At 55.3% G+C, this 13,234-nt stretch carries 13 protein-coding genes; 9 read left to right on the top strand and 4 right to left on the bottom strand.

Features of this window, described 5'->3' with window-relative positions; genetic code table 11:
- The first annotated feature begins 5 nt into the window (after positions 1–5).
- The 8 genes from I9182_RS02565 (at position 6) to I9182_RS02530 (ending at position 8,342) form a co-directional block, all read left to right on the top strand.
- Positions 6–1,052 carry an ATP-binding protein gene (locus tag I9182_RS02565; protein WP_209596265.1) on the top strand — a complete coding sequence of 349 codons (1,047 nt, stop codon included), beginning with the start codon at positions 6–8 and terminating at the stop codon, positions 1,050–1,052.
- A 185-nt stretch (positions 1,053–1,237) separates the two neighbouring features.
- Positions 1,238–2,278, top strand: a complete 1,041-nt coding sequence (locus tag I9182_RS02560) for a substrate-binding domain-containing protein (protein WP_209596263.1) — start codon at positions 1,238–1,240, stop codon at positions 2,276–2,278.
- Between the two features lie 88 nt (positions 2,279–2,366).
- Positions 2,367–3,839, top strand: coding sequence for a phosphate ABC transporter permease subunit PstC (gene pstC / locus I9182_RS02555; RefSeq protein WP_209596260.1), 1,473 nt, complete (start codon positions 2,367–2,369; stop codon positions 3,837–3,839).
- Positions 3,836–5,167, top strand: coding sequence for a phosphate ABC transporter permease PstA (gene pstA / locus I9182_RS02550; protein ID WP_209503927.1), 1,332 nt, complete (start codon positions 3,836–3,838; stop codon positions 5,165–5,167). Before pstC ends, pstA begins: the two co-directional genes overlap by 4 nt.
- A 12-nt stretch (positions 5,168–5,179) precedes the next feature.
- The gene (gene pstB / locus I9182_RS02545; protein WP_209503928.1) at positions 5,180–5,977 is read left to right on the top strand and encodes a phosphate ABC transporter ATP-binding protein PstB; all 798 of its coding nucleotides are present in this window, start codon (positions 5,180–5,182) and stop codon (positions 5,975–5,977) included.
- A gap of 16 nt (positions 5,978–5,993) precedes the next feature.
- On the top strand, positions 5,994–6,695 hold the full coding sequence (phoU, locus tag I9182_RS02540) for a phosphate signaling complex protein PhoU (protein ID WP_209596259.1): 702 nt from the start codon (positions 5,994–5,996) through the stop codon (positions 6,693–6,695).
- 12 nt (positions 6,696–6,707) lie between these two features.
- Complete coding sequence (gene phoB, locus I9182_RS02535; protein ID WP_209503930.1) at positions 6,708–7,397, top strand: phosphate regulon transcriptional regulator PhoB; 690 nt, start codon at positions 6,708–6,710, stop codon at positions 7,395–7,397.
- 177 nt (positions 7,398–7,574) lie between these two features.
- Positions 7,575–8,342: an SDR family NAD(P)-dependent oxidoreductase gene (locus I9182_RS02530; RefSeq protein ID WP_209596257.1), complete on the top strand. Its 768-nt coding sequence runs from the start codon at positions 7,575–7,577 to the stop codon at positions 8,340–8,342.
- On the opposite strand, the gene I9182_RS02525 is transcribed toward I9182_RS02530, so the two are convergent.
- Together I9182_RS02525 and I9182_RS02520 are read right to left on the bottom strand one after the other, a co-directional pair.
- Complete coding sequence (locus tag I9182_RS02525; protein WP_209596255.1) at positions 8,339–9,208, bottom strand: acyl-CoA thioesterase II; 870 nt, start codon at positions 9,206–9,208, stop codon at positions 8,339–8,341. The two genes, I9182_RS02530 and I9182_RS02525, sit on opposite strands and share 4 nt — an antisense overlap.
- 51 nt (positions 9,209–9,259) lie before the next feature.
- A complete protein-coding gene (locus I9182_RS02520) occupies positions 9,260–10,474 on the bottom strand; it encodes a serine hydrolase domain-containing protein (protein WP_209596253.1) in 1,215 nt (404 codons plus the stop codon).
- Positions 10,475–10,691: 217 nt separating this feature from the next.
- On the opposite strand from I9182_RS02520, the gene I9182_RS02515 reads away from it, so the two are divergent.
- The gene (locus tag I9182_RS02515) at positions 10,692–11,294 is read left to right on the top strand and encodes a 2-hydroxychromene-2-carboxylate isomerase (protein ID WP_209596251.1); all 603 of its coding nucleotides are present in this window, start codon (positions 10,692–10,694) and stop codon (positions 11,292–11,294) included.
- A gap of 26 nt (positions 11,295–11,320) precedes the next feature.
- Here I9182_RS02515 and I9182_RS02510 read toward each other — a convergent pair whose 3' ends face one another.
- Positions 11,321–12,355 (bottom strand): phosphotransferase family protein, encoded by a 1,035-nt coding sequence (locus I9182_RS02510; RefSeq protein ID WP_209596249.1) that lies wholly within the window; start codon positions 12,353–12,355, stop codon positions 11,321–11,323.
- Positions 12,356–12,369: 14 nt separating this feature from the next.
- The gene (locus tag I9182_RS02505; RefSeq protein WP_209503935.1) at positions 12,370–13,188 is read right to left on the bottom strand and encodes an SDR family NAD(P)-dependent oxidoreductase; all 819 of its coding nucleotides are present in this window, start codon (positions 13,186–13,188) and stop codon (positions 12,370–12,372) included.
- Positions 13,189–13,234: the final 46 nt, after the last annotated feature.

Genomic DNA, 13,234 nt, shown 5'->3' with positions numbered 1-13,234 from the left:
GAAGCATGTCAGATGACCTTCTTGATGGGTTTGTTCAGGCCATCCCAATGCCCGCGCTGATGGTGGATCAGACTGAACGGATCATTGCCGCCAATACGGATGCGAAAACCCTTCTGGGGCAGAATATCGTGGGGCGGCATTTCGCGACCATCCTGCGGCAGCCACAGGTTCTTGAAGCGATTGAGCAAAGCCTTCAGTCCAAAGGAACAAAGGCAGCGCGTCATCTTTCCAATGATGGCGCGCAGGACACAACATTTGATGTGCAATGCCGGTATATGAACGGGGTCGGAGCTGTGTCGGGTGGGGCCGTTCTGACCACTTTTCAAGATGTCACGCATCTGGAACAGGCAAGTCAGATGCGCCGCGACTTTGTTGCCAATGTCAGTCACGAATTGCGGACGCCTTTGACGGCACTGATGGGCTTCATTGAAACCTTGCGCGGCCCTGCACGCAACGATCCGGCTGCGCGTGACCGGTTTCTGCAAATCATGGCCGATGAAGCCAACAGGATGAACCGGCTGGTTGGCGATCTTTTGTCACTGAACCGCGTGGAAAGTGAAGAAAGAGTTCGCCCAAATCAACAGCTGGAGCTGACAGGGCTGCTGCAATCCACCATGAACTCGTTGCGCCCCCTTGCGGAAGAGGCGGGCGTGACGCTGACGCTTGGCGCACTGGACGGCCCGCTTTCCGTGACCGGAGACAGCGATCAGTTACGGCAGGTATTCACCAACCTGATCGAAAACGGAATAAAATACGGTGCCAGCGGTGGCAGCGTCACGGTCAGCGTTTTGTCATCAGAGCGTGACGCGGCGATGCGTGGGCCTGGGGTGCGGGTGAAGGTCATCGACAAGGGGCCAGGGATTGATTCCGTACACCTGCCACGCCTGACCGAGCGATTCTATCGCGCCGACAACCACAGGTCCCGACAGTTGGGTGGAACGGGGCTGGGGCTGGCCATCGTCAAGCACATCGTCAATCGCCACCGCGGACGGTTGCGCGTGGAAAGTGAGTTGGGAAAAGGTTCCGTGTTTACGGTCATCTTACCACGGTAGCCCTTCCCGCATTACCACCCTACGAAATCTTCCTCGTTACGATTTTTTGACCCGAAATCTCAGGATATTCGAGAGTTGTCATAAAAGCGTTACACACTTGTCACAAAAGGCTTACGCACGACCCCTAGGGGTGCACGCAGGATCATCATGGGGGTGATCAATCATACCTTTTCAAGGAGACTGAAATGTCCTTTGTGAAACTGTCGGCTTCTGCGCTGGCAATCGCCGCCGTCTCGGCAACCACCGCTGCTGCCCGTGACAACGTTCAGGTTGCCGGTTCGTCGACCGTTCTGCCATATGCCTCGATCGTTGCGGAACTGTTTGGTGAGAACACCGATTTCCCGACCCCGGTTGTTGAATCGGGCGGTTCGTCAGCTGGTCTGAAGCGTTTCTGTGAAGGTGTTGGTGAAAACACCATCGACATTGCAAACGCATCGCGCGCGATCCGTGAAAAAGAAATCAAAGCCTGCGCCGAAAACGGTGTGACTGACATCATGGAAGTCCGCATCGGTTATGATGGTATCGTTTTTGCAAGCCAGCAGACCGGTCCTGCCTTCACCGCTTTTGAACCTGCCGACATCTTTAACGCTTTGGGCGCAAAAGTTCTGAAAGACGGTGAAGTGGTTGATAATCCTTACACTACTTGGGCCGAATTTAACTCTGAACTGCCTGATGTAGAAATCGCTGGCTTTATTCCGGGCACCAAACACGGCACCCGTGAAGTGTTCGAAGAAAAAGTTCTGCTGATCGGTTGTGAAGCGACCGGCGCGATGGAAGCCATGATTGCTGGCGGCATGAGCGAAGACGACGCAGAAGATGCATGTCTGGCCGTTCGTACCGACGGGAAAGCGGTCGACATCGATGGTGACTATACCGAAACGCTGGCGCGTATCGACACCAATCCCAATGGCATCGGTATCTTTGGTCTGGCTTTCTACGAGAACAACACCGACAAGCTGAAAGTGGCAACCATGTCGGGTATCGCTCCTTCGACCGAAACCATCTCGACCGGTGAATATCCGGTTTCGCGCCCGCTGTTCTTCTACGTGAAGAAAGCCCATATCGGCGTGATTCCCGGCCTGAAAGAATACGCCCAGTTCTTTACCCACGACGAAATCGCAGGTGCTTCGGGTCCTCTGGCAAATTATGGTCTGGTTGCGGACCCTGAGCTGGCAAAGACTCAGGATGCAATCGCCAACGAAGTAACCATGGGTTCGGGCAGCTAATCCGGCCTTTGGTTCGAAATACCGGGGGCGGCATTCCTGTCGCCCCCACATTTATTAGCTTTCCCGGCCAAGACCAAATGGGGGTTTCATGCCGATAGTATGGCTTGTTCTGATCGTGCTGGCGATTGCTGCAGTCGGTTACGTTTTGGGGCGCACACGCGCCCTGCAAAGCGCCACAGGAGATATCCGGGCATTGCACTCGCTGCCGTCGTATTATGGCGCAAATGTCGCCCTCAAGACGATCGTTCCCGCATTTGGCCTTATGATCCTCTGGTTGCTGGTACAACCGCTTTATGTGAACTCTCAGGTATCCGAAATGATCTCGGGTTTCGCCATCGAAGACGGCGCGTCCCTAAATCTGGTCATGGCTGAGGTCCGTCGCACCGCGTACGGTCTGGATAACGCAGTTGCCGCCGGGCAGATACCCGAGGAACTGGCGCGCAACGCGCGCGCGGATGTGATCGACATGACCCAGCGCCTGAAAGATGCCGGGCAAGTGGTGACGTCTGACATCACGCAACCTGTGCTGCGCGCGGCGCAAACCTATCGGATCATGAATGCGACCGGCTATTCGATCATGGCAGTCGCCGTCATACTGACCGCACTCGCCGGTGCTGCAGTCAGCTGGTTTCAAACTCGCGCGGAATACCGCGCGCGTAATGTGGTCGAGCAGGGGGTGCGTATCCTGTTGCTGGCGGCCGCATCCATCGCAATTCTGACCACTGTCGGGATTGTCCTGTCCCTGGTTTTCAACACTTGGGAATTCTTCAAGCTCTACCCTGCTACCGATTTCTTTTTCGGCACGACATGGGCCCCCAGCTTTTCGGGGCGCGGCGGGTCGTCTGAACTTGGTATTATTCCCTTGTTGTGGGGGACATTCTATATCTCGCTCGTTGCCCTGCTAGTGGCTGTCCCGATCGGATTGTTCGCCGCGATTTACCTCAGCGAATACGCGTCACCCCGTGTCCGCGCCGTCGCAAAACCGCTGCTCGAGATTCTGGCCGGTATCCCGACCATCGTTTACGGCCTTTTTGCGCTGCTTACTGTTGGTCCGCTTTTGCTTGGCCTGTTCGGGGATGACGGGCTTGGCTGGATGAAGGCTGGCACGGCAGTCATGACCGCTGGGTTGGTCATGGGCATCATGCTGATCCCGTTTGTGTCCTCGTTGTCGGATGACATCATCAACGCGGTGCCGCAGGCCATGCGCGACGGCTCTTACGGACTGGGCGCAACGCAATCCGAAACCATCCGTCAGGTTGTTTTACCTGCGGCCCTTCCAGGTATCGTGGGGGCGATCCTGCTGGCCGCATCGCGCGCCATAGGTGAGACAATGATCGTGGTCCTTGGGGCAGGGGCGGCAGCACGGCTGAGCCTGAACCCGTTTGAAGCCATGACGACGGTCACCGCAAAAATCGTGAGCCAGCTGACCGGCGACGCGGATTTCGCATCGCCCGAAGCGCTTGTGGCCTTTGCCCTGGGTATGACCCTTTTCACTCTCACTCTTGGGCTGAACATCTTTGCCCTCTACATCGTGCGTAAGTATCGGGAGCAATACGAATGACCGACGCCAGCATGCAAAGCCCTGAAACAGGTCATCGCTCTGTCTCGCTGACTGTAGCGGATGCACATACCAAAAAACGTGCAAATGCAGAGAAACGATTTCGGGCCTACGGGATTGTCGCTATTGCAACGGGCCTGTTCTTCCTGATCGTTCTGTTCGCCTCGATCCTGTCGCAGGGCATTCCGGCTTTTCAGCGCACTGTTGTCAGCGTGGATTTCACCCTGTCTGCTGCGCAACGAGACGAGGCGGAAAGTACGTTGTTCAAGACCAAAGCCTATTCCAACCTGTTCATCGCTCAGTTGAGCAAGGAACTGGAAGACCAGGGGATCAGCGTTGATTTCGACGAAGCGGCCATCGAACGTCTTCTTGGTAAAATCGGTGGAACCATCCGAACTTACTATGCCGATAACCCCGGCAAGCTGGGTGATCCGGTCAAGTTTGATCTGGCCGCATCCAGCCGGGTCGACGGGTATTTCAAAGGCCGCGTGTCCCGTGACACCTTGCAAGACAGCCGGTTTCTACAGCTAAGCGATCTGGATCTGGTTGATGCGCTGAAACAGGCGGGCATCATCAAGCAGGCCTTCAACTGGCCGTTCATCACCGGCGCCGATTCAGGCGTTGACAACCCGGGCGGTGCGGGCATTGGCGCCTCGGTCATTGGGTCGTTCTTCATGATGCTGGTGGTTTTGGGCCTGTCTTTGCCCATTGGTGTGGCAGCGTCGATTTATCTTGAAGAATTCGCCCCGCAGAACAGATTCACCGACCTGATTGAAGTGAACATCTCGAACCTTGCCGCCGTGCCGTCGATTGTGTTCGGTATTCTGGGTCTGGCCGTGTTTATCCAGTTCATGCACCTGCCACAATCAGCACCGCTGGTTGGCGGTTTGGTTCTGACTCTCATGACATTGCCGACGATCATCATCTCGACCCGCGCCTCGCTGAAAGCGGTTCCGCCGTCGATCCGTGATGCGGCGTTGGGGGTAGGGGCCTCGAAAATGCAGGCGGTGTTTCACCACGTGCTGCCTTTGGCCGCGCCGGGCATTCTGACCGGTACCATCATCGGTCTTGCACAAGCCTTGGGTGAAACCGCACCGTTGCTGCTGATCGGCATGGTAGGTTTTGTGGCGCGGGGATATCCCGACGGGTTCCTTGCCGGCTTTACCGAGCCGAACTCGGCAATGCCCGCCCAGATTTACACATGGGCCGCGCGCGCTGATGTCGGGTTCTACGAAAAGGCCTGGGGCGGCATCATCATCCTTTTGATGTTCCTGCTGACCATGAATATCATCGCTATCATCCTGCGCCGCCGCTTTGAACGCCGCTGGTAATTGGGGGCAACAATGAACGACATGACACGAGTGGAGAGAACCGTGAACTCCAAAGACATCAAGATCAACGCGAAGAAGGTTCAGGTTTATTACGGTGATACCCACGCCATCAAAGACGTGAGCGTTGAGATAGAAGACAAGACCGTCACGGCCTTTATCGGCCCTTCGGGTTGTGGAAAATCGACCTTCCTGCGGTGTCTGAACCGGATGAACGACACCATCGATATCTGCCGTGTCGAAGGTGATATCCTTTTGGATGGCGAAGACATCTATGACAAGCGGGTCGACCCCGTTCAGTTGCGCGCCAAAGTGGGCATGGTGTTCCAAAAACCGAACCCGTTCCCCAAGTCGATCTACGACAACGTGGCCTATGGTCCGCGCATCCACGGTTTGGCCAAGAACAAGGCGGAACTGGATGAGATCGTTGAGAAATCCCTGCGTCGAGGCGCAATCTGGGATGAGGTCAAGGACCGTCTGGATGCGCCCGGCACGGGCCTTTCAGGAGGGCAGCAGCAGCGTCTGTGTATCGCCCGCGCCGTAGCAACTGAACCGGAAGTCCTGTTGATGGACGAGCCCTGTTCGGCGCTTGACCCGATTGCAACCGCACAGGTCGAAGAGTTGATCGACGAATTGCGGTCGCGATACTCGGTTGTGATCGTCACCCATTCGATGCAGCAGGCCGCCCGCGTCAGCCAGAAAACGGCCTTCTTTCACCTGGGTAATCTGGTCGAATTTGGTGAAACCGGTCAGATTTTCACCAACCCGGTCGATCCGCGCACGGAAAGCTACATTACTGGCCGTATCGGCTAAGCACAGGTATCAAAAAATGAGCGAACAACATATTGCATCTGCTTTTGACCGCGACCTCGAGGCGATCCAGGCGCATATCATGAAGATGGGCGGCCTGGTTGAGGCAGCTATCATGAGCGCGGCGCGCTCGCTTGAAAGCCGCGACATTGAGCTGGCCCAGGAAGTGCGGCAAGGTGACAAGGCCATCGACGCGTTGGAAGACCTGATTGACGAGGAAACTGCGCGTCTGATTGCCTTGCGCGCGCCCACGGCCAGTGACCTGCGATTGGTGCTTTCGGTCCTGAAGGTATCCGGCAATCTTGAGCGGATTGGTGACTATGCGAAGAACATCGCCAAGCGTACGACCGTTCTGGCCAATGCTGGCGAGATCAGCGGCAGTGCCGCTGCCTTGCGCCGCATGGCGCGCGAGGTTGAACGTATGCTGCGCGACGCACTGGACGCTTATATTCAACGCGACGCGGAACTGGCTACCGACGTCATCAACCGTGATGAAGAGGTCGACCAGATGTATAACGGCCTGTTCCGCGAGTTTCTGACCTTCATGGCCGAGGATCCACGCAATATTTCTGCCTGTATGCACCTGCATTTCATCGCCAAGAACATCGAACGTATGGGCGACCACGTAACCTCGATTGCCGAGCAGGTGGTGTATCTGGTCACAGGCGACCGCCCGACCGAGGCCCGGCCCAAGGCCGACATAACGTCACAAACAGCGTAGGAGAGGCGTGAGATGTCCGCAGATCAACCGACGGTTCTGGTGGTCGAGGATGAGTTGGCCCAACGCGAGGTGCTGGCCTACAACCTTGAAGCCGAAGGTTTTCGCGTCTCAAAAGCGGCCAACGGTGACGAAGCTATGCTGCTGGTCGACGAAGACTGCCCGGATATCATCGTTCTGGACTGGATGATGCCCAACCTCAGCGGGATTGAGGTTTGCCGACGGCTCAAAAGCCGTCCGGACACACGTTCGATCCCGATAATCATGTTGTCGGCCAGATCAGAAGAGGTAGACAAGGTTCGCGGGCTGGAAACCGGTGCCGACGACTATGTGGTCAAGCCATATTCGATCGTCGAACTGATGGCGCGTGTTCGAACACAACTGCGCCGCGTCCGTCCGGCAACTGTTGGTTTGCGACTGGAATATGATGACATCATTCTGGATTCAGAAACTCACAAGGTCAGCCGCGACAGTAAGCCCTTGAAACTGGGTCCAACCGAATTCCGGCTTCTCAGCACGTTCATGGAAAAGCCGGGCAGGGTCTGGAGCCGTGAACAATTGCTTGATCGGGTTTGGGGACGCGATATCTATGTCGATACGCGTACGGTTGATGTTCACATTGGACGCCTGCGCAAAGCCTTGACGCAACATGGCGGCGAAGACCCGGTCCGCACAGTCCGAGGTGCCGGTTACGCGTTGGGATAACACGCATCAGACCTGTGTTGATCGCATTTATCTGATCGCTGATTGCGGTTGTATCTGAGTATTTCTCCGCCATGCCATATAACGTATAATTGGTATTATGGTAAAATAAGGGCACTTGTAATACGGAACGCAAGCCAACACATTGAAAACACAGTAACGAACCTGACCGGAATACGCATGGAGCTTGAGAACAAAACTGTCGTAATCACCGGAGCAGCCCACGGCATTGGTCGTGGTCTTGCGGAACGGTTTTCCCATGAAGGTGCACGTGTAGTCTGCTCGGATGTCGACATCGCTGGTGCAAATTTGGTCGCGGAGAAAATCGGCGGTCAGGTGTATCCCTGCGACGTTTCCAGCGAAGCGCAGATCAAGGATCTCATTGATTTTGTAGAAGAAACTGTCGGACCAATAGACCTGTTTTGCGCAAATGCGGGAATTCTGACGCTTGGTGGTCTCGATGTTGCGGACGAAGATTGGGATCGGATCTGGAAGATCAATGTCATGTCCCATGTCTGGACTGCTCGCCATCTGGTTCCACGCATGGTTCGTCGCGGCGGCGGATATATAATGATAACTGCTTCTGCGGCAGGTTTGCTGAACCAACCTGGTGCAGCCCCATATGGGGTTACCAAACACGCCGCTGTAGGATTTGCCGAATGGCTTTCGCTGACATACGGTTCGGAAGGATTGAAAGTCTCGGTCCTGTGTCCGCAGGCAGTGCGTTCGAAAATGACCGAAGGCCATGAGATCTCAGTAGCTTCGATTGATGGAATGCTTGAGCCCAGCGATGTGGCTGAATCCTGTGTGCAAGCTATTCGAGATGAACAGTTTTTGGTTCTACCTCATCCACAAGTTGCCGATTATTTGCAGTTCAAAGCGGCTGACTACGACCGGTGGCTTGTTGGAATGCAGAAGTTAAATCAGAGATTTAGTGGAAGCACTTAAGGTTGCGCGCGAACTCTGCGCATCAATCCTTCCTGTGCAACAGATGCAACAAGGGTACCGTCCTCGGAATAGATCGATCCACGGTTAAAGCTGCGTCCCTGCCCCGTCCACGGCGAATCCATCACGTAAAGATGCCAATTCTGAAAACTCACCGGGGCGTGAAACCATAGCGCGTGGTCCAGACTTGCGCCGTTGAACTCTCCGCTAAACCAGCTCAGCCCGTGTGGCCGCAACCCAGAGGACATCAGGTTCATGTCAGACGCATAAGCCAGCAGTAAGTGCTGCGTTCTGGTGTCGACCGAAGCAGCAGCGGGCATACGGAACCAGGTCTGGTTTCGATCATCAGAGACTTTCGGTGTGAATGGGTCCAGATGATCGACTTCACGGACCTCGATCGGGCGCTCGCGCAGCAATTCACCCCTCAACCTTTCCGGAACACGTTCAACGTATGTTTTACGCAATTCAGATCGGGACGGGTATGCTTCCGGTGCGTTCACGACGGGCATCGGATGCTGATGGTCCCAGCCTTCATCTTGGACATGAAACGATGCAGACATGTTCAGTATTTGCTTTCCGTGCTGAATCGCAACCACGCGGCGGGTTGTGAAAGAACCTCCGTCTCGCGCTCGATCAACTTGATAAATAACGGGTTTCTCCGGATCGCCCGGGCGAATGAAATAGGCGTGCAGCGAATGGCATAACCGTTCTTCAACAGTCCGATACGCTGCAGCCAGCGCTTGCGCGATGACCTGCCCGCCAAAGATGCGTGTTGGCGTTTCACCGCCCGACCCTGTCCCGCGAAACAGATCGACCTCAATACGTTCAATATCCAGAAGATCCAGTAAGATACGTTCCGCTTCGGTCATCGTCTGCTCGCAAGTTGTGTCGTCCGGCACCGGGTATCAGTACAGGGGAAATCATTCAATCATGGCCGCATGGACCAGCGCCTTGAGTTCGGCACGGGATGGGTACGAACTTGACGGGGACAATTGGGTAAAGAAAATCGCCGTCAGGTCATTCTGCCAGTCAATCCAGAAATAAGTCGAGGCCATGCCACCCCAGCTGAAATCTCCGATTGAGCCGGGAACTTTTACCAGACCGGGGTTCAGGACGACGGCTCCGGCCAGCCCAAAGCCCATTCCGTCCATCGGTTGCTCTGCAAAACTCTGCGGACCCATTGACGCAATGTCGCCGGGAAGGTGATTGCGCATCATGAAATCGACTGTTTTCGGACCAAGTATTCGGCACGCGTTCCCGGCCCCCCGATTTCGAAGCATGTCCGCGAATTTGGCATAATCATCGATTGTCGAGATCAGACCGCCACCGCCGGAAAAGGTCGTCGTGTTTTCGAACGGGGATCCTATGTGGGAATCGAACAGTCTCAGGCTTTCGCTACCGTGATCCGCGGAATTCAGCGCCATCGCGTCGCCAGCCAATGGGGTATAGAGCGATGCGAAACGATCCCCTGCCCCAGCGGGTACGGAAAAACCTGTTTCGCGCATGTCCAGCGGCTCAAGGATTTCGCTTCGAAAGAACTGCTCCAATGACTGGCCCGAGACCACCTCGATCACTCGACCCAGCACGTCAATCCCGACCGAGTATTCCCAGCGTGCACCGGGTTGGAACGCCAGTGGCAGCCCTGCCAGATCGCGCACAAGATGTTCCAGAAGCCCCTGATTGGGTTTGAAAATAAGGTCCCGTTCATCCATCGCTTGGGGCAAAAGCCCGGGGTTGAACGGATAGCTTAGCCCACTGGTATGCGTCAGTAACTGATGCAGAGTGGGAGGCGGTGCAGCCTCGGTCTGATCCAGTCTCTCCGCCCCTGGGACCAGCGCGTGCATATCTTTGAATTCAGGCAGAAACTCAGACACAGGCACGTTCAGGTGAACAAGCCCACGTTCGACCAATGTCATTAACGCGACCGATGTGACCGGTTTGGTCATGGAATAAATGCGCACCAACGTGTCGCGTTGGAAGGGCCGGCCAGTCTCCAGGCTGCTGAGACCACAGGCATGAAAAAAGGCCTCATTCCCATTTTGGCGCAGCAAAAAGGATGATCCGGCATATTTACGCTGCTCAACATAGCTCTCCATCCAATGGCTAAGCCGATCCAGCCGGGTTTGATCAAACATGGATTGCCTGTGGGACATTCGCGAGCTTCCGTGAGGTTCTGAATTGCGACTGTTTAAGCTTGTGACCTGAAATAACAGCAAAAAGCCGCGTGTTGCAGAGAATTTCGTGAACAGACTTCATCAGCGTGTCTCACAATGAAATGTTAGACTGATTTCGAAGCAGATTCGCCTGAAGTTCAATGAACAAGATTTCAAGGGACCGAAACGGAGGAACCCTATGACGCAGACCATAGACTTCATTTACGATTTTTGCAGCCCGAACGCTTTTCTCGCCCATAAGATCCTTCCCCAACTTGCCGAGCGCCATAACGCAAGCATTACATATGTGCCTGTCCTTCTGCCTGCGGTGTTCAAGGCGACGCATAACCAAAGCCCGTTTCAGGCATATTCCGAAAACCGCCAGAAAACGGCCTATTTGACGCATGATCTGCATAGGTTTGCCCGCCGTCGTGGGCTGAGCTTTCATATGAGCCCGCATTTTCCGATCAATACCAAACTTGCCATGCGCGGTGCGTGCTTTGCCAATGGAAAACCTTGGGAAGTCAAATATATAAACGCGATTTTTGATGCAATCTGGGTGCATGGTCAGAAGGTGGACGAGCTCGGTGTCCTAACGGATATCCTGCATGAAAACGACTTGCCCGTTCGCAAAATTCGCGAAGCCATGTCGAGCCCCGACGTTAAACTGAAACTGAAGGAGATAACCAAGTCGTCGGTTCGGCGTGGCGTGTTTGGGGTTCCCAGCATGTTCACCGGGTCTGAATTGTTTTTTGGAAAGAATAGCCTGCCAAACCTTGAGGTTGAGATTTCAAGAAAATAGAGACGTAAAAACAGTTTGATAGGGCGTCACTCTAATGTAGTTTCAAGCGCTTTCAGGCCATGCTGGGCGAATATCGGAACATATGCGCCAAAAGCCTTTGCTCGGTCAGGGTCGGATGCGTTCCCATCCAGCGCGCGTTTGTAGACACCCTGTAGAATGCCCGCCATGCGAAAGAAATTGAAGCCGAGATAAAAGCCGAAATTGTCTATGCCATCCAGACCTCGACGTTTGCAGTATTGGGCAATGAATGCCTCATCGCTGGGCAGGCCCAGACTTTTTCGATCGACACCTGCCAGCCCCCGGCCCTGTTTTCCCGGCGGCAACTGCCATTGCATGATTACTGCGGCAAGATCCGCATAAGGGTGACCGATCGTCGACAGTTCCCAATCCAGCACCCCGATACATTCCGCCCGATTTGGCGCGAACATCAGGTTGTCGATGCGGTAATCCCCGTGCACCAGCGTGCGCTGCCCGTCATCGGCCGTTACCGAGGTCTCGAGCGCATTGGCCAGCGCATCCATATCTGCAATGGCCGAGGTCTCGGACGCGCGGTATTGCTTGGTCCAGCGTGCGATCTGACGCTCGTAATAGTTGCCAACCGGCCCATAGTCAGACAGGCCAACGGCATCGATATCCACCATATGCAACTGGGCAAGAACCCTGTTCATCTCGTCAAGAATGGCGGCGCGGGTTTCGTTACTTTCTTTGGGCAGGGTTGGGTCTGGAAACACCCTGCCCTTCAAGTGTTCCATCACATAAAAGGCCGAGCCGATGACGCTGTCGTCTTCACACAGCAGATACATCTTGGGCACCGGAACCTCGCTTCCGGCAAGGGCGCTTTGAACCCGAAATTCGCGATCAATGGCATGTGCCGATTTCAGCAATATTCCGGCGGGTTTTCGGCGCAGCACAAAGGCTTTCTCTGGCGTGCGTAGTTCAAACGTCGGGTTGGATTGCCCTACATCAAATTTCCTCGCCTCCAATGGCCCGTTGTAGCCCGAAAGATGCGCGCTCAGATACGCATCTACTGCCGCCAGATCCAGATTTGTTTCGGTTCTCATTGGCTGTCTTCCTGTCACAGGGCCTCGGCAAAGATGTTTCCCGCAGTCACCACGTTGATCCCACCCGAAACCGGGATCACCGCACCTGTCACATAACTGCCGCCGCGACCGCACAGGAACAACATACAGCCTGCAATATCCTCGTCCCGTCCGACGCGACCCAGAGGTACAGACTTGCCAACCCTTTCTCTGGTATCCTCATCGGCTGTCGCAAAGGCTGTCATACGCGACACAAACGGCCCCGGCGCCAGCGCGTTCACTGTGATGTGGTACGGTGAAAGTTCCTTGGCCAAGACCTTGGTCAGATGCAGAACTGCAGCCTTTGAGGCCGAATAGCTGTAGGCTCCATCGCCCATTGGGACTTCACCCATGACTGACCCCACATTGACAACGCGCGCCGGGTCTTCGGCGGTGCCTGATTTCATTAGCATTGGCAAAAGCCGCTGGGTCAGTTCGAATATACCTGTCACGTTGACGGACATGACCTTTTCCCATGCATCGTAGGGAAACTGCCCCATAGGGGCACCCCAAGACACCCCCGAATTGTTCATCAGGATGTCCAGTTTGACCGTACGCTCCTGAATGTCAGAGACCAGCTTGCCTATACCGGCTGCGCTGCCAATGTCACCGGCAAAGCCTTCGGCGCTGCCCGGCGCGTCCAGCGCGTTCAGTTCTGCTGCGACCTCGGCACAGGCGTCTCCTTTTCTTGAGGCAATGAGCACGCGCGCACCCGCCCGAACCAGCGCCTCGGCTGCCATACGGCCAATACCTGTAGCCCCACCTGTTACCAATGCGGTTTTGCCGTGAAGCGAAAAGAGGGTGTCGGGGGTCATTTTGTGCTCCTCAGTTTCTTTGTCACCAGTTCATCCTGATACAAAT

Source organism: Ruegeria sp. HKCCSP351 (assembly GCF_017872535.1).
Lineage (GTDB): Bacteria > Pseudomonadota > Alphaproteobacteria > Rhodobacterales > Rhodobacteraceae > Ruegeria.
The sequence above is the reverse complement of the archived record's forward strand: the minus strand, read 5'-3'. Positions and strand labels throughout refer to the sequence as shown.

What these genes read in the sequence shown, in the direction of transcription:
- pstC (WP_209596260.1), top strand. Translation starts at nt 2,367, where the DNA reads ATGCCGATAGTATGGCTTGTTCTGATCGTGCTGGCGATTGCTGCAGTC.
- I9182_RS02510 (WP_209596249.1), bottom strand. Translation starts at nt 12,355, where the DNA reads ATGAGAACCGAAACAAATCTGGATCTGGCGGCAGTAGATGCGTATCTG.
- I9182_RS02520 (WP_209596253.1), bottom strand. Translation starts at nt 10,474, where the DNA reads ATGTTTGATCAAACCCGGCTGGATCGGCTTAGCCATTGGATGGAGAGC.
- pstB (WP_209503928.1), top strand. Translation starts at nt 5,180, where the DNA reads ATGAACGACATGACACGAGTGGAGAGAACCGTGAACTCCAAAGACATC.
- I9182_RS02560 (WP_209596263.1), top strand. Translation starts at nt 1,238, where the DNA reads ATGTCCTTTGTGAAACTGTCGGCTTCTGCGCTGGCAATCGCCGCCGTC.
- I9182_RS02565 (WP_209596265.1), top strand. Translation starts at nt 6, where the DNA reads ATGTCAGATGACCTTCTTGATGGGTTTGTTCAGGCCATCCCAATGCCC.
- I9182_RS02505 (WP_209503935.1), bottom strand. Translation starts at nt 13,188, where the DNA reads ATGACCCCCGACACCCTCTTTTCGCTTCACGGCAAAACCGCATTGGTA.
- I9182_RS02530 (WP_209596257.1), top strand. Translation starts at nt 7,575, where the DNA reads ATGGAGCTTGAGAACAAAACTGTCGTAATCACCGGAGCAGCCCACGGC.
- phoB (WP_209503930.1), top strand. Translation starts at nt 6,708, where the DNA reads ATGTCCGCAGATCAACCGACGGTTCTGGTGGTCGAGGATGAGTTGGCC.
- I9182_RS02525 (WP_209596255.1), bottom strand. Translation starts at nt 9,208, where the DNA reads ATGACCGAAGCGGAACGTATCTTACTGGATCTTCTGGATATTGAACGT.
- pstA (WP_209503927.1), top strand. Translation starts at nt 3,836, where the DNA reads ATGACCGACGCCAGCATGCAAAGCCCTGAAACAGGTCATCGCTCTGTC.
- phoU (WP_209596259.1), top strand. Translation starts at nt 5,994, where the DNA reads ATGAGCGAACAACATATTGCATCTGCTTTTGACCGCGACCTCGAGGCG.
- I9182_RS02515 (WP_209596251.1), top strand. Translation starts at nt 10,692, where the DNA reads ATGACGCAGACCATAGACTTCATTTACGATTTTTGCAGCCCGAACGCT.